Source organism: Larkinella rosea, from assembly GCF_003858635.1.
Taxonomy (GTDB): Bacteria; Bacteroidota; Bacteroidia; order Cytophagales; family Spirosomataceae; genus Larkinella; species Larkinella rosea.
Genome location: NZ_RQJO01000015.1, coordinates 601,344 through 620,562, shown reverse-complemented (window position 1 = coordinate 620,562; position 19,219 = coordinate 601,344). Strand labels below are relative to the sequence as shown.

21 protein-coding genes and 4 tRNA genes are annotated in these 19,219 nt (G+C 48.6%); all 25 read right to left on the bottom strand.

The window, feature by feature from the left end; genetic code table 11:
• Positions 1 to 60: 60 nt before the first annotated feature.
• The 25 genes from rpoB to EHT25_RS28970 all read right to left on the bottom strand — a co-directional run bounded on the left by rpoB (position 61) and on the right by EHT25_RS28970 (position 19,205).
• A complete protein-coding gene (gene rpoB, locus EHT25_RS29090; RefSeq protein ID WP_124878954.1) occupies positions 61 to 3,924 on the bottom strand; it encodes a DNA-directed RNA polymerase subunit beta in 3,864 nt (1,287 codons plus the stop codon).
• Between the two features lie 200 nt (positions 3,925 to 4,124).
• Complete coding sequence (rplL, locus tag EHT25_RS29085) at positions 4,125 to 4,505, bottom strand: 50S ribosomal protein L7/L12 (protein WP_114406413.1); 381 nt, start codon at positions 4,503 to 4,505, stop codon at positions 4,125 to 4,127.
• 83 nt (positions 4,506 to 4,588) lie between these two features.
• Positions 4,589 to 5,125: a 50S ribosomal protein L10 gene (rplJ, locus tag EHT25_RS29080; protein ID WP_124878953.1), complete on the bottom strand. Its 537-nt coding sequence runs from the start codon at positions 5,123 to 5,125 to the stop codon at positions 4,589 to 4,591.
• 1 nt (position 5,126) lies between these two features.
• Positions 5,127 to 5,825 (bottom strand): 50S ribosomal protein L1, encoded by a 699-nt coding sequence (rplA, locus tag EHT25_RS29075; protein WP_124878952.1) that lies wholly within the window; start codon positions 5,823 to 5,825, stop codon positions 5,127 to 5,129.
• Between the two features lie 27 nt (positions 5,826 to 5,852).
• Positions 5,853 to 6,296 carry a 50S ribosomal protein L11 gene (gene rplK / locus EHT25_RS29070; protein ID WP_124878951.1) on the bottom strand — a complete coding sequence of 148 codons (444 nt, stop codon included), beginning with the start codon at positions 6,294 to 6,296 and terminating at the stop codon, positions 5,853 to 5,855.
• 88 nt (positions 6,297 to 6,384) lie between these two features.
• Positions 6,385 to 6,942 carry a transcription termination/antitermination protein NusG gene (gene nusG / locus EHT25_RS29065; RefSeq protein ID WP_124878950.1) on the bottom strand — a complete coding sequence of 186 codons (558 nt, stop codon included), beginning with the start codon at positions 6,940 to 6,942 and terminating at the stop codon, positions 6,385 to 6,387.
• Positions 6,943 to 7,020: 78 nt separating this feature from the next.
• The gene (gene secE / locus EHT25_RS29060; protein ID WP_124878949.1) at positions 7,021 to 7,212 is read right to left on the bottom strand and encodes a preprotein translocase subunit SecE; all 192 of its coding nucleotides are present in this window, start codon (positions 7,210 to 7,212) and stop codon (positions 7,021 to 7,023) included.
• Positions 7,213 to 7,224: 12 nt separating this feature from the next.
• Positions 7,225 to 7,298 (bottom strand) — tRNA-Trp (locus EHT25_RS29055).
• A gap of 175 nt (positions 7,299 to 7,473) precedes the next feature.
• Positions 7,474 to 8,661: an elongation factor Tu gene (tuf, locus tag EHT25_RS29050; RefSeq protein ID WP_124878948.1), complete on the bottom strand. Its 1,188-nt coding sequence runs from the start codon at positions 8,659 to 8,661 to the stop codon at positions 7,474 to 7,476.
• A 60-nt stretch (positions 8,662 to 8,721) separates the two neighbouring features.
• A tRNA-Thr gene (locus EHT25_RS29045) sits at positions 8,722 to 8,793 on the bottom strand.
• An 84-nt stretch (positions 8,794 to 8,877) separates the two neighbouring features.
• Positions 8,878 to 8,953 (bottom strand) — tRNA-Gly (locus EHT25_RS29040).
• 74 nt (positions 8,954 to 9,027) lie between these two features.
• A tRNA-Tyr gene (locus EHT25_RS29035) sits at positions 9,028 to 9,110 on the bottom strand.
• A 187-nt stretch (positions 9,111 to 9,297) separates the two neighbouring features.
• Positions 9,298 to 10,320, bottom strand: a complete 1,023-nt coding sequence (locus tag EHT25_RS29030) for an outer membrane beta-barrel protein (protein ID WP_124878947.1) — start codon at positions 10,318 to 10,320, stop codon at positions 9,298 to 9,300.
• Positions 10,321 to 10,327: 7 nt separating this feature from the next.
• Positions 10,328 to 11,173 carry a hypothetical protein gene (locus EHT25_RS29025; RefSeq protein WP_124878946.1) on the bottom strand — a complete coding sequence of 282 codons (846 nt, stop codon included), beginning with the start codon at positions 11,171 to 11,173 and terminating at the stop codon, positions 10,328 to 10,330.
• A complete protein-coding gene (locus EHT25_RS29020; protein WP_124878945.1) occupies positions 11,154 to 11,741 on the bottom strand; it encodes an RNA polymerase sigma factor in 588 nt (195 codons plus the stop codon). The genes EHT25_RS29025 and EHT25_RS29020 overlap by 20 nt, the downstream gene beginning before the upstream one ends.
• A 116-nt stretch (positions 11,742 to 11,857) precedes the next feature.
• Entirely contained in the window at positions 11,858 to 12,139 is a 282-nt protein-coding gene (locus tag EHT25_RS29015; protein ID WP_229311830.1) for a DUF983 domain-containing protein, read from the bottom strand.
• 52 nt (positions 12,140 to 12,191) lie between these two features.
• A complete protein-coding gene (locus EHT25_RS29010) occupies positions 12,192 to 12,476 on the bottom strand; it encodes a CAMCR motif-containing small membrane protein (RefSeq protein WP_124878943.1) in 285 nt (94 codons plus the stop codon).
• A gap of 13 nt (positions 12,477 to 12,489) precedes the next feature.
• Complete coding sequence (locus tag EHT25_RS29005) at positions 12,490 to 13,032, bottom strand: DUF420 domain-containing protein (RefSeq protein WP_124878942.1); 543 nt, start codon at positions 13,030 to 13,032, stop codon at positions 12,490 to 12,492.
• A 7-nt stretch (positions 13,033 to 13,039) separates the two neighbouring features.
• On the bottom strand, positions 13,040 to 13,726 hold the full coding sequence (locus EHT25_RS29000) for an SCO family protein (RefSeq protein ID WP_124878941.1): 687 nt from the start codon (positions 13,724 to 13,726) through the stop codon (positions 13,040 to 13,042).
• Between the two features lies 1 nt (position 13,727).
• The gene (locus EHT25_RS28995) at positions 13,728 to 14,057 is read right to left on the bottom strand and encodes a cytochrome C oxidase subunit IV family protein (RefSeq protein ID WP_124878940.1); all 330 of its coding nucleotides are present in this window, start codon (positions 14,055 to 14,057) and stop codon (positions 13,728 to 13,730) included.
• A 20-nt stretch (positions 14,058 to 14,077) separates the two neighbouring features.
• Positions 14,078 to 14,854, bottom strand: coding sequence for a cytochrome c oxidase subunit 3 (locus tag EHT25_RS28990; protein WP_124878939.1), 777 nt, complete (start codon positions 14,852 to 14,854; stop codon positions 14,078 to 14,080).
• 17 nt (positions 14,855 to 14,871) lie between these two features.
• Positions 14,872 to 15,405, bottom strand: a complete 534-nt coding sequence (locus EHT25_RS28985; protein WP_374756174.1) for a cytochrome c oxidase subunit 3 — start codon at positions 15,403 to 15,405, stop codon at positions 14,872 to 14,874.
• A gap of 63 nt (positions 15,406 to 15,468) precedes the next feature.
• A complete protein-coding gene (gene cyoE / locus EHT25_RS28980) occupies positions 15,469 to 16,356 on the bottom strand; it encodes a heme o synthase (protein ID WP_124878937.1) in 888 nt (295 codons plus the stop codon).
• A gap of 7 nt (positions 16,357 to 16,363) precedes the next feature.
• The gene (locus EHT25_RS28975) at positions 16,364 to 17,380 is read right to left on the bottom strand and encodes a COX15/CtaA family protein (RefSeq protein WP_124878936.1); all 1,017 of its coding nucleotides are present in this window, start codon (positions 17,378 to 17,380) and stop codon (positions 16,364 to 16,366) included.
• Positions 17,355 to 19,205, bottom strand: a complete 1,851-nt coding sequence (locus EHT25_RS28970) for a cytochrome c oxidase subunit I (RefSeq protein WP_124878935.1) — start codon at positions 19,203 to 19,205, stop codon at positions 17,355 to 17,357. Before EHT25_RS28970 ends, EHT25_RS28975 begins: the two co-directional genes overlap by 26 nt.
• Positions 19,206 to 19,219 lie beyond the last annotated feature (14 nt).

Genomic DNA, 19,219 nt, shown 5'->3' with positions numbered 1-19,219 from the left:
GTTCAGCAACTGGTTATTCCCGACCGATTCCGCTGAACCGGTCGGGAAAACCGTATTTTATTAATCCATCGTTACCTCAAGCGCCAGACCGCGTAACTCGTGTACTAACACGTTAAACGATTCCGGAATATTGGGTTTCGGCAGATTTTCGCCTTTCACAATGGCTTCGTACGCTTTGGCACGGCCCACGACGTCATCGGATTTAACGGTCAGGATTTCCTGAAGAATGTGCGATGCCCCGAAAGCTTCGAGCGCCCAAACCTCCATTTCACCAAACCGCTGACCTCCGAACTGCGCCTTACCACCCAACGGCTGTTGCGTAATGAGTGAGTAGGGCCCAATGGAACGGGCGTGCATTTTATCATCCACCAAGTGGCCCAGTTTCAGCATGTAAATCACACCGACGGTAACCGGCTGATCGAAACGTTCGCCCGACAGACCGTCGTGCAGATACGTCCGACCAAACGATGGCAAACCGGCATCATTCAATTCCGCTACCACCTGGTCTTCGGTTGCGCCGTCGAAAATCGGCGTCGCGTATTTGCGACCCAACTTCAAACCGGCCCAGCCCAATACGGTTTCGTAAATCTGACCGAGGTTCATCCGCGAAGGTACCCCCAACGGGTTCAGTACGATATCGACCGGGGTTCCGTCTGCCAGGAACGGCATGTCTTCATCCCGTACGATCCGCGCCACAACCCCTTTGTTACCGTGACGACCGGCCATCTTGTCACCCACTTTCAGCTTGCGCTTTTTGGCCACATAGACTTTCGCCAGTTTCACGATACCAGCCGGCAGTTCATCACCCACTTCCAGCGTAAAACGTTCCCGCTTGAAGCGACCGGTGATTTCGTTCCGGCGGTTGTTGTAGTTTTTGACCATCTGGGTCAGCAACTTGTTCGCGTGCGGATCGTCTGTCCAGCCTTCAATCAAGAGGTCACTCAACAGGTTGACTTCTTCCGGAACCGAATAGCTGCTTTCGTCACGATACGGGTTTTTGTCGGGGAACAGGTTATCCACAATGTTCTTGCGGGTAAACTTAACGCCCTTGCTCGTGATGTTATCGCCGAATTTATGATTGATTCCCTGTGACGTTTTGCCTTCCAGCAAGGTCGACATCTTGTTAATCATCCGCTCACGTACACCGATCAACTCCCGGCTATACCGTTTCATCAACGCCTTGATCTCATCCTTGTGTTTCGACCGTTCGTCTTTGTTCGGACGGGAAAACAGCTTCGTATCGATCACGACACCTTTCAATGATGGCGGTGCTTTCTTGGAAGCATCTTTCACGTCACCGGCTTTGTCGCCAAAAATGGCCCGGAGCAGTTTTTCTTCCGGTGTCGGATCGCTCTCTCCTTTCGGTGTAATTTTACCGATCAGAATGTCGCCTTCCTTCACTTCCGTACCGACGCGAACAATACCATTCTCGTCGAGGTTTTTCACGGTTTCTTCCGACACGTTCGGAATTTCCGCCGTTAACTCCTCTTCACCGCGTTTGGTATCCCGTACTTCGAGTTCGAATTCTTCGATGTGGATCGACGTAAAGATATCTTCGCGAACAACACGCTCCGAAATCACAATCGCATCCTCGAAGTTATATCCCTGCCACGGCATGAAAGCAACCTTCATGTTCCGTCCCAGCGCCAGTTCACCGCCTTCCGTTGCGTATCCTTCGCAAAGCGGCTCGCCTTTTTTCACTTTCTGACCTTTCAAGACCATCGGCCGCAGGTTGATACAGGTATCCTGGTTGGTCCGGCGGAATTTAATCAGGTTATAGGTCTTCAGATCGTCGTCGAAACTAATCAACCGCTGATCGTCGGCCAGATCGTAGCGAACCACGATTTTGGTGGAATCCACGAAATCGATCACTCCGTTTTCTTCGGCAATCACCAGAGCCCGCGAGTCAATCGCCACACGCCCTTCCAAACCGGTTCCGACAATCGGAGCCTGTGGACGAAGCAGGGGAACCGCCTGACGTTGCATGTTCGAGCCCATCAACGCCCGGTTGGCATCATCGTGTTCCAGGAACGGAATCATCGAAGCCGCCACCGAAACGATCTGGTTCGGTGCAATATCCATGTAGGTGACGCTCGACGGTTCTGACATCGGAAAGTCACCTTCAAAACGCGACTTGATCCGATCACCCGTCAATGTACCTTTCGTATCGACCTGCGTATTCGCCTGAGCGATGTAATGCGTATCTTCTTCTTCCGCCGTCAGGTATTTTACCGGGGTATCGGGTACCACTTTACCGCTATCAATGATCCGGTAAGGCGTTTCGATAAAGCCCATGCTATTAACCTTCGCATACACGCAAAGCGACGAAATCAAACCGATGTTCGGGCCTTCCGGCGTTTCAATCGTACACAAACGACCGTAGTGCGTGTAGTGAACGTCACGAACCTCAAAACCGGCCCGCTCGCGCGACAGACCACCGGGTCCGAGTGCCGACATCCGACGCTTGTGCGTTACTTCGGCCAACGGATTCGTCTGGTCCATGAACTGCGACAACTGGTTGGTTCCGAAGAACGAGTTGATCACCGAAGACAGCGTCCGGGCGTTAATCAAATCGACCGGTTTGAAATCTTCGTTATCCCGAACGTTCATCCGTTCTTTGATCGTCCGCGCCATCCGCGCCAGACCGACACCAAACTGCGCGTACAATTGCTCCCCAACCGTCCGGACACGCCGGTTGCTCAGGTGGTCAATATCATCGACAACGGCTTTGGAGTTGATCAGACCAATCAGGTATTTTACGATGGAAACGATATCTTCCGTCGTCAATACTTTCGTGTCAGGCGCCACATCCAGACCCAGTTTTTTATTGATCCGGTAGCGGCCAACATCGCCCAAGTCATAGCGTTTGTCCGAGAAGAACAAACTCTGAATGATTTCGCGGGCGGTTTGCTCATCCGGCGCTTCCGTGTTCCGGAGTTGCCGATAGATTTGCTCAACGGCTTCCTTCTCCGAATTGGAGCTATCTTTTTGCAGCGTGTTGTATATGATGTTGTAATCAGCGACATTCATATCCTCCTTGTGCAGGATGATCGATTTCTGTCCTGAATCGGTAATGGTATCGATATGATCAGCGGCAATCACTGAATCACGTTCCATCAACACCTCATTCCGGCTGATCGATACCACTTCACCGGTATCTTCATCCACAAAATCTTCCGTCCACGTCCGCAAAACCCGCGCAGCCAGCCGACGGCCCACTACTTTTTTCAGGTTCGCCGGCGTAGCCGGTATTTCTTCAGATAATCCGAACAGGTCCAGGATTTCTTTATCTGACCCAAAACCAATGGCACGCAGCAACGTCGTTACCGGGAATTTCTTTTTCCGGTCGATGTAGGCATACATGACGTTATTGACGTCGGTCGAGAATTCAATCCACGATCCTTTGAACGGAATAATCCGTGCTGAATACAATTTAGTCCCGTTGGTGTGCTTGCTCATGGAGAAGAACACGCCCGGTGAACGGTGCAATTGCGAAACAATTACCCGCTCGGCTCCGTTAATGACAAACGAACCTTTCGCCGTCATGTACGGAATATTTCCTAAGAATACCTCCTGCTCGATGGTCTCGAAATCTTCGTTGTCCGCGTCATTACACGAAAGCCGCAACTTCGCTTTCAGCGGCACCGAATACGTCAACCCCCGATCGATACACTCATCGACGGAGTATTTCGGAGGATCAACCGAATAATCGATAAACTCCAGTACGAAATTTTCGCGGGAGTCGGAAATCGGAAAATTTTCTTGAAAAACTTTAAACAAACCTTCTTTCGAACGATTATCAGAAGGGGTGTCTAACTGAAAAAAATCTTGGAAAGATTGTATCTGAACATCCAAAAAATCCGGATATTCGATCACTGGTTTGATTTTCGCAAAGCTTATACGCGTGGTTGTTTTCGTAGCCAAGACTTCGTTGCGTTTAGTTGTAGTGATCGAGACTAATTCGTCCGTACACTTCTAATCTATAAAAGGGTGTAAACGGACAACATAATATACAGGAAAATAGTTTGCTTTTCCTTATGTACAGCGCAAAACTCCCCAAACAGGAAAAGACCTGACTAATGCCAGGCCTATTCCCGGGGGAGAATGTGATTCCCTAAGCAGGGTTATTTCACTTCAACTTCTGCTCCGGCTTCTTCCAGTTGCTTGCGCAGCGCTTCGGCTTCGTCTTTCGCAACACCTTCTTTCACCGGTTTCGGAGCTGTATCAACCAATTCTTTGGCTTCTTTCAGGCCCAGACCCGTCAGGTCTTTTACCAGTTTCACAACGGCCAGTTTGCTGGCGCCGGCTGCTTTCAGGATCACGTCAAAAGACGTTTTCTCAGGAGCGGCTGCCACTTCTTCACCGCCACCACCACCAGCTACCATTACCGGTGCTGCTGCTGCTGGTTCGATGCCGTATTCGTCTTTCAGAATAGCAGCCAGTTCGTTAACTTCTTTTACCGTCAGGTTGACAAGCTGCTCCGCGAACGCTTTCAAATCTGCCATTTTCGTATTCTTGATTAGATTGTTACAAAATTGATTAAAAATATACTTACGGTTTTAGCCGCATTTCTTCGAATTCGCGGGCATTAAGCTGCTTCGCGCTCCGAGAGTGTTTTAAGTAAACCGGCCAGAATATTGCCACCACTTTGCAAGCCAGAAATAACATTTTTGGCAGGCGATTGCAGCAATCCAATAACGTCACCGATCAGTTCGTTCTTGGTTTTCAGCGTCAACAGCGTCTCCAATTGGTCGTGACCAATGAACAGGCTGTAGTCGACCGATGCCCCTTTCAGCTTCAGCTTATCGTTACCGGCTTCTTTACGGTATTGTTTGATCAGTTTCGCCGGTACTTTACCCGACTCAGCGTGGAACATGACACCGGAGAATCCCGCCAATACCGTTCCGTCGAAGGAGGTATAGTCAGTATCCAGAGTTTCCAGTGCTTTTCTGATCAGCGTGTTTTTAATAACCTTGTACTCGATGCCCTGTTCAAAGCACATCCGACGCAGTTTGTTTACTTCGGCAACCGACATGCCACTGGCATCGGTGATATAGAAGTAGGGAACCGTCTTGAACTTCTCGCTCAGTTCCTCAATAATTGCTCCTTTTTCTTCCCGTGTCATGTTACAGTCCTGATACCGTCGTTTTATCAATTACCACACTCGGACTCATCGTGCTTGACAAATGAATCGTTCTTACATACGTACCTTTCGAAGACGAAGGCTTCAACCGCAGCAGGGTTGCAATAATTTCCTGTGCATTTTCGGCCAGCTTATCCGGGTCGAACGATACTTTACCAATACCGGCGTGAATGATTCCGAATTTATCGACTTTGAAGTCAATTTTACCGGCTTTCACTTCACGAACCGCCTTGCCCACTTCCGGCGTTACCGTACCCGACTTGGGGTTTGGCATCAATCCGCGCGGACCCAGCACCCGGCCCAGTTTACCAACTTTGGCCATCACGTTCGGCATCGTGATGATCACGTCGACGTCCGTCCAGCCTTGTTCGATTTTCGTAATGTAATCGTCCAAACCAACGAAATCAGCACCGGCTTCTTTCGCTTCGGCTTCTTTATCCGGTGTGCACAATACCAGCACGCGAACGGTTTTACCCGTACCGTGTGGCAACGTAGCTACACCCCGTACCATTTGATCTGCTTTCCGGGGATCAACGCCCAACCGAACGTCGATGTCCACTGAAGCATCAAACTTCGTATACGAGATTGTCTTTAAAATCTCGGCAGCCTGCGCCAATGAGTACTCTTTCGCAGCTTCGTATTTGCTCAGAGCATCCTTTTGTTTTTTAGTCAATTTTCCCATTATCTTCTCTGAATTTGACTGCTGAAATTAATTGTCCCAGGGAGCTTTCCCCGATACCGTAATACCCATACTCCGGGCGGTACCGGCAATCATCTTCATCGCTGATTCGATGGTAAAGGCGTTCAGATCCGGCATTTTCGTTTCAGCAATCTGCCGAACTTGATCCCAGGTTACTGAGCCAACTTTGTTCCGGTTCGGCTGAGCCGATGCGGTTTTTACTTTGGCAGCCTCCATCAACAGGATGGGTGCAGGCGGTGTTTTGATGACAAATTCAAACGATTTGTCTTTGTAGTACGTAATCAGTACCGGCAGAATCATGCCCGCTTTGTCCTGCGTCCGTCCGTTGAACTGCTTGCAGAATTCCATGATATTTAAACCTTTGGAACCCAGCGCTGGTCCGATCGGAGGAGAGGGATTGGCCGCAGCACCCTTCACCTGCAATTTTACGTAGCCAACTACTTCTTTTGCCATTGCTTCTGGTTTGTTACGCTAAGCCCTGCGAATGACTGTCCGTCCAGTGGGAAGCATACGACGGCATTGTCTCGGGCATAGCCAGTTTTTAATTTTCCTTTTCTACTTGTGCGTAACTCAGCTCTACAGGGGTATTTCTACCGAAAATTTTGACTACCACATTCAGTTTCTTCCGTTCGTCGAACACTTCTTCGACGGTTCCGATAAAACCACTGAACGGGCCATCAACCACTTTGACCGACTCTCCTTTCAGGAAGGACACCGTGGGCGCAGCCACTTCCTGGGTAATTTCATCAACTTTACCTAAAATCCGGTTCACCTCGGCCTGCCGCAACGGAACCGGTATTTTGGTCGGACCGTTGGCGTTTCCCAGAAAACCCAGAACACCGGGCATGCTGGTAATTAAGTGCGAGACTTCCCCATTGGAGAGATCGGCGGAAATTAAAATGTAGCCCGGAAAGAACGTTTTCTCACGAACCCGCTTTTTGCCATTCCGCATTTCGTATACTTTCTCGGATGGAATCAGAATCTGTGGAACAAAGTCACCCAACCCTTGTCTGGTAATTTCGTTTTCCAGATAAGACTTGACCTTCTTCTCCTGACCTGAAATGGCCCGGACGACATACCATTTTATTCCGCTTTCCATCGTGATTTCGTTACGATTTGTAATTGCTACTCTATGATTACTACGATTGAATCACACAGCGACAATTATGACCAGGCATCAGAACGACTGATAAAAGAGATTCAGCGCGTTCTCAAACAAAAAATCGATGCCACCTACCAGTAGTGCAAAAATCAGCGATGCAATCAAGACCAGTGACGAGCTGGATTGCAGATCGCCAAACTTTGGCCATGTAACATTGTGCTGAACCTCCTCCCAGGAGTCCTTCAGAAATGAGGTAACCTTGTCCATCTGTGATGTGATTGGCACGGGTGGAGAGATTCGAACTCCCATCAACGGTTTTGGAGACCGCTATTCTACCCTTGAACTACACCCGTTTTTAATTAGTAGAAAGAGAAAAGACGTAAGACAAAAGATTAGAACAGGTCTTTTATCTTATCTCTTTTCTCTTTCTACTGGTTTGCCCGCCGAAACGGACTGCAAAGTTACTAAATATTCAGAAAAAACAAGTGCATTCCCCGAAAGAAATGCACTTGTCAGAATTGCCTTGTATTAGTCGAGGATTTCCGTTACCTGACCTGCACCAACTGTCCGGCCACCTTCGCGAATAGCGAAACGCAGACCTTTCTCCATGGCGATCTTGTTGATCAGCTGAACTTCAATCGTGATGTTATCACCGGGCATTACCATCTCAACGTTGGCGGGCAGTGAAATTTCACCCGTTACGTCCGTGGTACGGAAGTAGAACTGCGGACGGTATTTATTAAAGAATGGCGTGTGACGACCACCTTCTTCTTTCGACAGAACATAAACTTCAGCTTTGAATTTGGCATGCGGTTTTACGGAACCGGGCTTGCAAATAACCATACCACGACGGATATCGGTTTTTTCAATACCCCGCAACAGCAGACCTACGTTGTCACCGGCTTCGCCACGGTCCAGAATTTTCCGGAACATTTCAACACCCGTTACAACGGATTTCAGGTTTTCTGCACCCATACCCAGAATTTCAACCTGCTCGCCAGAGTTGATGATTCCGCGCTCGATACGGCCCGTAGCAACCGTACCACGACCAGTGATCGAGAATACGTCTTCTACCGGCATCAGGAACGGAAGTTCCGTCTGACGTGGAGGCAGTGGGATGTAGCTATCAACGTTGGCCATCAAATCTTCGATGGTTGCAACCCATTTGGCGTCGCCGTTCAGACCACCCAAAGCAGAACCCTGGATAACCGGAATGTTGTCACCATCATATTCATAGAAGCTCAGCAGTTCGCGGATTTCCATTTCAACGAGTTCCAGAAGTTCCGGATCGTCGACCATATCCACTTTGTTCATGAAAACAACCAGCTGAGGTACACCTACCTGACGGGCCAGCAGGATGTGCTCGCGAGTCTGGGGCATTGGGCCGTCAGTAGCAGCTACAACCAGAATGGCACCGTCCATCTGAGCCGCACCCGTAACCATGTTTTTCACATAGTCAGCGTGGCCTGGGCAGTCAACGTGTGCATAGTGACGGTTGGTCGTCTGATATTCTACGTGCGAAGTATTGATCGTAATACCACGCTCTCTTTCTTCCGGTGCGTTGTCAATTGACGAGAAGTCGCGTTTTTCGGCCAAACCTTTTTCTGACAACACTTTCGTGATGGCAGCGGTCAGGGTCGTCTTACCGTGGTCAACGTGACCAATCGTACCAATATTGACGTGCGGCTTGGAACGGTCAAAATTTTCTTTAGCCATTGTTGGATAAGCTTAAATTGAACTGGTTAATTATTATTGTTTAAAATTTAGCCGTTTCAGAGCCGTTGAGGGGATTTGAACCCCTGACCTCTTCCTTACCAAGGAAGTGCTCTACCCCTGAGCTACAACGGCTTTTTTTACTGACTACTACGACAAATGAATAATGTAAAATGAAAATGATTGACTCGTCATATCCATCGTACACTATTCATTATCTGGAGCGGGAGACCGGGCTCGAACCGGCCACCTGAAGCTTGGAAGGCTACCGCTCTACCAAATGAGCTACTCCCGCTTTTGTTAGTCTCAAGTTTATTATTTCTGATTAAACGATAAACTTAAAACTATAAACTATTTATTAACTGTTTGTGGGGAGTGGAGGATTCGAACCTCCGAAGGCGTACGCCAGCAGATTTACAGTCTGATCCATTTGGCCACTCTGGAAACTCCCCTTTCAGCCCTTAAAAAGCACTTTTTGACGTCTCTCAATCAGCACTTCTGCCAATGGAGTTGCAAAATTACATGCTTTTTTTGCTAAGTCAACTATTCACTTAAAATAAATTTAGGCCGGTTCAGTTAGCAGCAAACAAAAACCGCCACCTGATTGCATCAAGGGCGGTTTTTTCACGGAAAGATTATTTATAAACCGATGCCAAAACTCAGTGCCCGAACGTCCGGACCCTTATCCGTTTTGAACATGGAGTTGAGGTCATACTTGATAAAAAAGTTGGTTCGGGCCACGCCAATGTGCGCAATCACCCCGTAGCGGAAATCATTCAGGTGAAAATCCGAGTGCTGCCGCTCCTTGTTGCTATCCGTTTCCTTGATCTTCGTATAACTGTCGACCCGGTAACCGACGTAGCCGCCAAAGCCCAGATGTCCCACTTTGCGACCGTTGTTGTTGTAAAAACTGAGCCGCGGCACAACCGGCAGATTCACCGAGCAGACCGTCAGCTTGCTCTTTTTCAAATCCCGTCCAGCATCCGCGAAGATAACCCCGTTTGGGTTTTTCTGAGCAATCACATCATTCTGAAACATATAATTATTCCATGAGACCTCCAACCCGTAAAAGAGCTTGAACGCAACATGCTGGCTACGGGCAATGGTTGGCATCTGGCTCAATGCCAGACTGATGTAGCGCGAACCCAACGGCCGTAACTGGTAGCTCTCCTTGGGATAATTCGGATTTGCACTTTTCTCTACCAGCGTGTTCAGTCCAATACCGCCCCCATCGGCGCCAATATCCCAATTGTCATTTTTCCGACGGCGGTTTTTGTTGCGGCTCGACCAGTCCGACTCGTGGTTATTATCGGAGCTATCATAGCGTCGACCTTCGGACTCCTTGATGGTTACCTGCACTTCGCCGTCGCGTTGGGTTACGACCAAAACCGTGTCCTGCAAATACCGCTGCACCCGATTTTCGTCGATGACAACGAACGTTTCGCCCGCTTTGGCAGAATCCAGTTTCATGCCCATGTCGCGGATAATTTTGTTGATGTCGTAATTGGACAGCTGTCGGATTCCTGCCTTGTCGTTGGAGTGAATCACCAGACGGGTTTTGTTCCCGAATAAAATAACTAATGAATCAGCTTTCGAACGTTCGGGAGCGGCCCATGCCAGGCTAGCGAACAGCATCAGGAGAGTGGTGAATACGTACTTCATGGTTGTTCTATTTGTTGTTTGGATTTTTCTTGAATGCATTGTACCGGAGGTTTTCGTAGGAATCGGCCAGTTTCTCTTTACCTTCATGCACTTTTTCAGAAGCACGGGCCAATAAAGCACCCGGCTGAACGCCCACTTCATCCCACTCGACGGATTCTCCGGCTTTTAGCTTATTGATTTGACGCAACACCCGCCCCAGCCGAAACCGCTTCCTCCTGGGCTGATCGTTGGTGTTTTCCGCATTTTCTTCGGACAGGGCCGTTTCGGTTGAGGCCATTAAAGACGCCGATTTGATCTCCGGCGCGGCAATCTGCACCACCAGCGTCCGTTCCGGCTCTTTTGAAGGCACTTCGGCAAGGAGCGTTTGCGGTTTTTGCACTTCTTCCATCAAAACCGGCGTGGCTGGTTTTTCAATAACCGCCGGTTCCTGAACCGTTTCCGGTGCAGCGATGTCGGTTTGACGATCGACGTGTGTTTTACTTTCCTGTTTCAGACGAGCGGTTTTCTCAAAAGCGAGGACCGTCTCTTCAGTACTTTCAATCGGTTTCAACTCTTCGGTTTGCCGAACAGTCGATTGCGGATTTGTCGGTGCGGTTTTCTTCGGAATTTGCTGCGCAATCCGGTTTGTTTCCAAATTCGGTTTTCCGGTTTCATCACCCGACCACAGCCACCACGAAGCCAGCAGAATGACGGCCACACTGGCGGCAGACGCATACCACCAGATGAAGGGCGATTTACGCTCTTCTTTTTCATTCATTCGGCGCTGCAGCTCGTCCCACGTAGCCCGCTGCGGTTTTACTCCGTGATCTCTTAACTGCCTGGCAAACAGATCATCAATAGGATGCTGGCTCATAACTTATCGATTTTTTTTTTACATCCAATTGCGCCACCAGCCGTTGCAGGAGCGCCCTGGCGCGGTGCAGTTGCGATTTGGATGTACTTTCGGTGATTCCTAATGATTCGGCTATTTCGGCGTGACTGTACCCTTCGATGGCGTAAAGATTAAATACCGTTTTATAACCGGATGGTAACTGTTCGAGCAGATTCAGGAGATCTTCGGCCATCAGATCCTGATCGGCGACGGACGTGTCGGCTTCCGGCAGCGCATCTTCCAACGCGATTTCGGCCTTCCATTGTTTGTTCCGTCGCAGGTACATCAAGGATTCATTGACCATAATCCGCCGAATCCAGCCTTCAAAACTCCCTTCACTTTTGTACTGCCCGATTTTTTCAAAAACCCGCATAAAACCGTCCATCAGAATTTCCTCCGCTTCGTAGCGGTTGGAGACGTAGCGGACGCAGATTGTCAGCATTTTCGACGAATACCGCTCAAATAATGCCTTCTGCGCCCGGCTGTCGGCCCGTTGCAGTGCAGTTATCAGTTGCGCTTCCGTTGAATATCCGAGTAATCGTCGAATCATGCAGGTTAAGAATCGTTTTCAGTAGCAAGATGCAAACCGGGTTGGCAGAGGTTGCACGCCTGATTGAAATTATTAAAAAAAAGAAGCCCGATCCAAAGGAACGGGCTCGAAAAGCTTTAGAATTCCGACCTTTTGTCGGGTTCGTAGTAAATTCCGGATACAAAGTGAAGCCAGAGAATGCGGGAAATTCGGAAATTGACGGGCGTAATGAGGATCAGCGCCGGGCAGATGATCAGAACGTACGTCCAGCCACCGGGATCATTCAGGACGTAGAAAACCAGAAATCCCAGAATTAAAGCAACTCCTCCCGACAGGACGTAACTGACAAACATGGCACCCCAGAAATAACCGGGTTCGATTTCGTAGCGAAGACCGCAATGCGGACAGTGCTCATACATTTCATCAAACCGCCGAAGGTTATAAACCGGGTATTTAAAAATCTTTCCCTGTCTACATCTGGGACATAGCCCCGCGGACACGGCTTGCAATTGCGAGACGTTTGCCATGTTCTTTTTTACTGGTTCTTATCCAAAGAAAGATCACGATCGCTACCAGCACATAAGGTGTTGCCAACAAATACAGAATACCGGTATTGAGTCCTACCGCCACGTGGTTACGTCCGTTACTCATGGTACTTTCCACCGTTCCACGGCACATCGCACATTGTGCGAAGGTATTCGCTAAGGTCAGTATATATAGAACTCCGAGTGCTAAAATGGTTTTCCAGATTTTCATGATGAACGCGGAATTAATGACGATAATAAGGAGCAATCAGGAAATAAACGATTACGCCGGTGATGCTGACATATAACCAGATCGGATACGCCCACTTCACAACGGCTTTATGTTTGGCAATCTGGCCACTTAAGGCAAAGTAAACCGCCCGTAGCACAAACCAAACTACGACAATCGATAAACTAATGTGACTAATGAGCAGAAAGTAATAAACCGGCCGGATCAGGCCCTGTCCGCCAAACGGTGTCGATTCGTTCGACAGGTGGTATAAGACGTAGCTAACCAGAAAAACAAAGCCGAGTGTAAAGGCCGTGAGCATGGTTCCCCGGTGCGCGGCAATATTCTTCTGCTTAATAAAGTACAAACCCACGACGAGTAAAACCGCCGTAGCCGAATTGATGACGGCATTAATATGCGGCAGGAAAGTTGTCCAGCTGCCTAGATCGACTTTCTGGCGAATGCCCAACAAAACCGCAACAACAACCGGGATTGCAATCGCCAGTATATTAATCAGCCGACTGTATTTCTTACTCTGGTCAATTTGTAAGCTTACCATATGCTTATTAATTAGCATAAATGTCCATCAAAACCCGGGCTTCCAGTACCAAACGATCCACATCGGTTTTATCCGTTCCATTGTAAAAGCCCCGGATATGGCCATTGTGGTCTATTAATACCAACCCCTCATATAAGGTAAAAGTTTCGTTCTTCCGGCCGGTCATCGGGCGCTGTTTGACCCGGTAGTACTGTTCGGCAATAAAGGTCGTTTCGAGCGTATCAGGTTTGGCAATGAGCCACCGGTCGGGCTGCACCTCGAATGATTTCATAAGTTGAGCAGCTACTGAATCTTTGTCCACGTACGAAACCAGCACGACCTCCGGTTTCTGGGTAAAGATATCCTGAACGCGATTGAGTTGCCCGGCTACTTTAGTGCAGGTTGTATCGCAATTCAAACCGAAAAAGGACGCGATATAAATTCGGTCTTTTAGTCCGGTGGTGGAAAACGGTTTTTTATCCGGCAAAGTCCCTACTATTTGGGGTAAGGTGTAGAAAACCGTATCCCGGGTATTATCACCCAAAACGGGATTGCGTGCAGACTCGGTTTCAATTTTTCCGGTTTTGGCATCGATAACCGGGAAAAACGTCTGGAGCTGAAACTGATTTTGGCCGAATAGCTTAAGAAAAATAAAAATAAAAGCCGGAACCACCAACAGGAGCAGGAGGATTCCGGCTTTTAAAAAGCGCGCCATGTTACCGTGCGATGAAGATGAAGCCGCCCTCCATCAGCAAAGCCAGCAACAACCAGACAACAAAGATACAGGGCAGAATAATGGCCCAGATCAATGATTTTACTTCATGTTTTAAGTGCATGAATTCGCCGACAATGTAGAAGGCTTTCACGATGGTCATCAAAACGAAAATTGATGTTTTCAGAAAACCGTGGTGCAGCGTGAACGCAATCAAAAATTCGAATGCTGTTAGAACCGACAGAATGACGAACGTCCGCCAGATGGCTTTGGTTTGCGGTTCGGCAATAACGCCGGGTTCAGTATCGTGGTGATGTGAGCTATGATCTGACATATTGGTATCTCCGAAAGTTATTAAACCAGATAAAAGAACGTAAAGACGAATACCCAAACCAGGTCGACAAAGTGCCAGTACAGACCGACTTTCTCCACCATTTCGTAATGGCCCCGGCGCTGGTATAAACCGAATGAAGTCCGGTAAAATATCAGGATGTTCAGGACTACCCCGCTAAGAACGTGGGTTCCGTGGAAACCGGTGATGAAAAAGAATAGATCGGCGAAGGCCGGAGGCCCGTATTGGTTCTCGGTCAGGTTGGCCCCAAAAATCGTCCGCTCTACCCATTGCCCGTTAACGATTTCCCGAATTACAGATCCTTCGTCGGTTCCGTGGATAAAGTGCGTCCACTCCCAGGCCTGGCTTCCCAAAAACGTCAGACCGCCCAGAATGGTCCACAGCATGTATTTTTCCACGGCGGCTTTGTCCATCCGGTGACCGGCTTCTACCGCCAGTACCATCGTTACCGACGAGAAAATGAGGATAAAGGTCATGATACCAACAAACACCAGCGGCAACTGAATACCGTGGAGGAACGGTACGGCTTCGTAAACCCGTTCGGGAATCGGCCAATACAGATTCGAGAAATGGAATTCGCCGTGAATCGCCGGATCATATGCCTGAAAGCTGAACCGGATTAACCCGTAGGTTACCAGCAATGCAGAAAAAGTGAAGGTATCGGAAATGAGGAAAAACCACATCATGAGCTTTCCATAGCTCACTTTCATTGGTTCTACGCCACCCATCCAGGTTTTCTTGTCAAACACTGGTGCTTCGGTTGTTGCAGTAGCAGACATACTTTACGGAAATTGAATCAATTAAAATACAATAAAAAGCCAAACAAATAGACCCACAAAATATCTAAAAAATGCCAGTAGGTCATGCAAACTTCAATCTGGGTCAGGTTTTTGGCGTGGATTTTCAACTTAAAAGCCGCCCGCAGTGCAAATAGCAGCACCAATAAACCGCTAATCAGGTGGAACGCGTGCAAACCGGTGAAAACGTACATAAACGAGCCGGATGGATTACCGACAAAATACACGTTTTGCGCGACCAGATCTTTCCAGCCCAGGAACTGCATCACCAAAAAGGCTAGCCCGAACGCAAAAGTAATGGAAATTGCTGTTCGCAAGACCCCAAAATCATCTTTTTTTGCCGCCCGATACGCCCAATGCATGGAGGCACTGCTGACAAGCAAAACCACCGTGCTGTACATAAAAATAGCCGGCATTTTGAATTCCAGCCAGTTTCCCTCGGCCCGACGAACCAGATAGGCACTCGTCATTGCCGCAAACAACATCACAATACTAACCACGAACATCCATAAGATGAACTTTTTAGGGTTCATCGATAGGGTTTCTTCGGGTTCTTCTGCCACTGGCAAAAAATTAACTGTCTCGCTCATCCTTTGTTACAATTTGTCTAATAAGAAGGCAATCTGAACAATCGGCAAATACAGAAATGATCCAAACATAATCTGCAAAGCCGCTTTGTCCGTCCGTTTTCTCATTAAGTAAAACGTCTGAGTCAGAAATAGAATTCCACAAACCATTGCCACTATGGCCGAATTGATTCCGGTCATGCCCAACTCGTAGGGCAACCAACCAACCGGCAATAGAAACAAGGTATAAATCATAATTTGCAAAGCCGTTTTATCATCCTTGCCGCCGGTCGAAGGCAACAGCTTGAAACCGGCTTTCGTATAGTCGTTATCTGCAACCCAGGCGATCGCCCAGAAGTGCGGAAACTGCCAGAAAAACTGAATTGCAAACAGAATACCGGGCTCCAGACCGTAGTGATTGGTAGCAGCCACCCAGCCGATCATCGGCGGAAATGCCCCCGGTAAGGCGCCCACAAAAACCGCAATGGGTCCAACGCGTTTTAATGGCGTATAAACAAAACCGTAGAGCAACAGGGAAAGCACCGAGAGTGCACACGCCCGCAGGTTAAAAAAGACAATAAATAAATAACAGGCAATGATGAAGAGAACGAACGCAAAGATGGCGGCTTCCTGAACGCTCAACCGGCCAGTCGGCAAGGGCCGGCCTGCCGTGCGCTTCATCAATTTGTCGTACTCTTTTTCAATAATCTGGTTGATGATATTCGCAGCACCCGTCATCGCTAACGAAGCGAGGAACAACACACCCAGTTTCAGCCAGTCAATCCGGCTGACAGCCAGACTAAAGCCAAACATGCCGGATAGGGCGACGAACGCTGACAACCGAAATTTCAGTAAATCGAAGTACGCTTTACTTTTTAATGCGAACGTACTGGCACCAATGGTTTTGGTTTGTTGCATTCGATAATTATGAGTAATAGAGCTGCTCAACAGCCCGATTTTTTAACAACTGATCGGCATTGAGCATCAGTAACGCCGTAAACTGTGCGCCCAGAATAACAACAGCCAGCGTCAAATGAATGGGTTGGGCTGCCGCCGGAACTGAAAAGTAGGCCAAAATGAGGCCCGTCAGAATCTCAATGACTACCAAAGCAACCAGAGCCGTAGTCAATTGAGAAAGAATCCCTTTGGTCGTTGTGTGTTTCCGCAGTTGATAAATAACCGCCAGATGAAACGCTAATATGACCAAAGAGAATGTGCGGTGGATATAAAACCGGTAATCCAGATGCTCGATCCAACGATACCGTTCACTATATCCGATTTGCTGAATCACTTCGTCGATTGCCTCACGAACCTGGGTTCCAATTAAAACCTGAATGGAAGACAAAACCACGGTCCAGATCAAAATCCGGTTCACAATGGTCTTATTTCCAGTAACCGGTTCGATTGGTAGCCGCCCCGAAAACGAAACCGTCATGACGTAGAGCAGGACAAAAACCACCAGGATGGCCAGCAACATGTGTAGCGTTACCAGATACGGAGCTAATTCCGTTGCCACGACCCGGGAGCCCAGCCAGCCGTTTAAGCCAATCAGTATGAAGGATAGCAAGCTCCCGTAAAAAACCCGTTTGTCTCTCCGTAAATAAGGAATGGACACAACGAGCAGTGCAAAAACCAGCAAACCTGCAAAAGCACCTAATAAGCGATTGACATACTCAATCCAGGTTTTAACCGCATTGAACTCAACTTCTCCCTTTAATTTGGCTCCGTAAATTGCCTGGTAACCAGGAGGCAGTTGCGAGGCTTCGGTGGGGGGAATCCATCGCCCGAAACACCGCGGCCAATCCGGACAACCCATTCCGGAACCCGTACTTCTGACAATCCCACCTGCAACAATCAGCAGATAAATCGTGATGACCGTCAGTAGTGCCAGTCGCCGGAACAGTTGTTCGCGCTTATCAATGAGGTTGTTTGAACTGGTCATTATAGTTCTGTGCCTCAATCTCTTTCTCGAGGGCAATCAGCGCATTTTCGTGCGGCAGATTCGACTCTGGAGTCTGGGAGTAAGGAACATTCTGCGGGATGAAGTCGTCGTTTGCCCCCGGTTTGCTGTAATCATACGCCCAGCGATAGACCGGCGGAATTTCGCCCGGCCAGTTGCCATGTCCTGGATGCAGCGGAGTCGTCCACTCCAGTGTGTTGGATTTCCACGGATTCAACGGCGCTTTTTTACCTTTGAAAATGCTGTAGAAGAAGTTCCAGAGGAAGAGGAATTGAGCGCTGAAAGTCATGATAGCGGCAAGGCTTACAAACATGTTCAGGTCACCGAAAGTCCGGAATGCTTCATACGTCGTAAAAGAATAATACCGACGCGGGAAACCGGCGATACCAATGTAGTGCATTGGGAAGAACACCAGATAAATTCCGACGAAAGTGAACCAGAAGTGGATATAACCCAGGGTCTTGTTCATCATCCGGCCGAAAAATTTCGGGAACCAGTGATATACCCCCGCCAGAAAACCAAAAGCCGAAGCTGCCCCCATCACGAGGTGAAAGTGAGCAACAACGAAATAGGTGTCGTGCAACTGAATATCCAGGGCACTGTTTCCAAGGATAATACCCGTCAAACCGCCGGAGATAAAGAATGATACCAGACCAATCGAGAACAACATGGCCGGGGTAAACACAATATTACCGCGCCACAGGGTCGTGATGTAGTTGAACGCTTTTACCGCAGACGGTACCGCGATAATCAGCGTGAGGAACATAAAGATTGAACCCAGGAACGGATTCATACCTGTTACGAACATATGGTGCGCCCATACGATAAAGGCCAGGAAGGCAATACCGATCATAGAAGCAATCATGGCCCGGTAACCAAAGATCGGTTTACGCGAGTTTGTAGCAATAATTTCGGAGGTGATCCCCAAAGCCGGGAGAAGTACAATGTATACTTCCGGGTGACCCAGGAACCAGAATAAGTGCTGGAACAGAATTGGGCTACCACCGACGTTCGGCAGGGCTTCGCCACCGATGTAAATTTCGGAGAGGTAGAAGCTGGTGCCCATGCTCCGGTCGAAAATCAGTAGCAGAGCCGCCGACAACAAAACCGGGAAAGAAATCAGACCTAAGATCGCCGTCAGCAGGAACGCCCAGATGGTCAGTGGCAATTTACTAAAGGACATACCACGCGTCCGCAGGTTGATTACCGTCGTGATGTAGTTAATCCCACCGAGCAACTGCGAAACAATGAAAATAGCCATACTCAATAACCAGAGCGTCATCCCCAGCCCCGAGCCCGACATAGCTTGTGGCAGCGCACTCAATGGTGGATAAATAACCCAGCCACCGGAAGCTGGTCCCGTTTCGATGAACAGCGAGAAGAACATCAACAAGCTGGACACGAAGAAGAACCAGTACGAAAGCATGTTCAGGAAACCGGATGCCATATCGCGGGCACCTACCTGCAAGGGAATCAGGAAGTTACTAAACGTACCACTCAAACCGGCGGTCAACACGAAGAATACCATGATAGTACCGTGCATGGTGACCAATGCGAGGTAGAATTCAGGGTCGAGTCTTCCGGACTCATCGATCCAGCCGCCCAGAATTGGACGCAGCCATTCCAGTTTCATATCCGGGAAACCCAGTTGTAACCGGAAGAGAATAGACAATGATGCACCAATAATCGCCCAGAAGATCCCGGAAAACATGTACTGTTTTGCGATTACCTTGTGATCTTCTGAGAAGATATACTTCCGCCAGAAAGGGAGTTCTTCGTGGTGATCATGTTCTTCAACATGTGCCATAATCTAATAGGTAT

Excerpts from the sequence above, each read along its gene's own strand:
- rplL (WP_114406413.1), bottom strand. The coding sequence starts at position 4,505 with ATGGCAGATTTGAAAGCGTTCGCGGAGCAGCTTGTCAACCTGACGGTA.
- rplJ (WP_124878953.1), bottom strand. The coding sequence starts at position 5,125 with ATGACACGGGAAGAAAAAGGAGCAATTATTGAGGAACTGAGCGAGAAG.
- rplA (WP_124878952.1), bottom strand. The coding sequence starts at position 5,825 with ATGGGAAAATTGACTAAAAAACAAAAGGATGCTCTGAGCAAATACGAA.
- rplK (WP_124878951.1), bottom strand. The coding sequence starts at position 6,296 with ATGGCAAAAGAAGTAGTTGGCTACGTAAAATTGCAGGTGAAGGGTGCT.
- nusG (WP_124878950.1), bottom strand. The coding sequence starts at position 6,942 with ATGGAAAGCGGAATAAAATGGTATGTCGTCCGGGCCATTTCAGGTCAG.
- secE (WP_124878949.1), bottom strand. The coding sequence starts at position 7,212 with ATGGACAAGGTTACCTCATTTCTGAAGGACTCCTGGGAGGAGGTTCAG.
- tuf (WP_124878948.1), bottom strand. The coding sequence starts at position 8,661 with ATGGCTAAAGAAAATTTTGACCGTTCCAAGCCGCACGTCAATATTGGT.
- EHT25_RS29030 (WP_124878947.1), bottom strand. The coding sequence starts at position 10,320 with ATGAAGTACGTATTCACCACTCTCCTGATGCTGTTCGCTAGCCTGGCA.
- EHT25_RS29025 (WP_124878946.1), bottom strand. The coding sequence starts at position 11,173 with ATGAGCCAGCATCCTATTGATGATCTGTTTGCCAGGCAGTTAAGAGAT.
- EHT25_RS29020 (WP_124878945.1), bottom strand. The coding sequence starts at position 11,741 with ATGATTCGACGATTACTCGGATATTCAACGGAAGCGCAACTGATAACT.
- EHT25_RS29015 (WP_229311830.1), bottom strand. The coding sequence starts at position 12,139 with ATGTATGAGCACTGTCCGCATTGCGGTCTTCGCTACGAAATCGAACCC.
- EHT25_RS29010 (WP_124878943.1), bottom strand. The coding sequence starts at position 12,476 with ATGAAAATCTGGAAAACCATTTTAGCACTCGGAGTTCTATATATACTG.
- EHT25_RS29005 (WP_124878942.1), bottom strand. The coding sequence starts at position 13,032 with ATGGTAAGCTTACAAATTGACCAGAGTAAGAAATACAGTCGGCTGATT.
- EHT25_RS29000 (WP_124878941.1), bottom strand. The coding sequence starts at position 13,726 with ATGGCGCGCTTTTTAAAAGCCGGAATCCTCCTGCTCCTGTTGGTGGTT.
- EHT25_RS28995 (WP_124878940.1), bottom strand. The coding sequence starts at position 14,057 with ATGTCAGATCATAGCTCACATCACCACGATACTGAACCCGGCGTTATT.
- EHT25_RS28990 (WP_124878939.1), bottom strand. The coding sequence starts at position 14,854 with ATGTCTGCTACTGCAACAACCGAAGCACCAGTGTTTGACAAGAAAACC.
- EHT25_RS28985 (WP_374756174.1), bottom strand. The coding sequence starts at position 15,405 with ATGAACCCTAAAAAGTTCATCTTATGGATGTTCGTGGTTAGTATTGTG.
- cyoE (WP_124878937.1), bottom strand. The coding sequence starts at position 16,356 with ATGCAACAAACCAAAACCATTGGTGCCAGTACGTTCGCATTAAAAAGT.
- EHT25_RS28975 (WP_124878936.1), bottom strand. The coding sequence starts at position 17,380 with ATGACCAGTTCAAACAACCTCATTGATAAGCGCGAACAACTGTTCCGG.
- EHT25_RS28970 (WP_124878935.1), bottom strand. The coding sequence starts at position 19,205 with ATGGCACATGTTGAAGAACATGATCACCACGAAGAACTCCCTTTCTGG.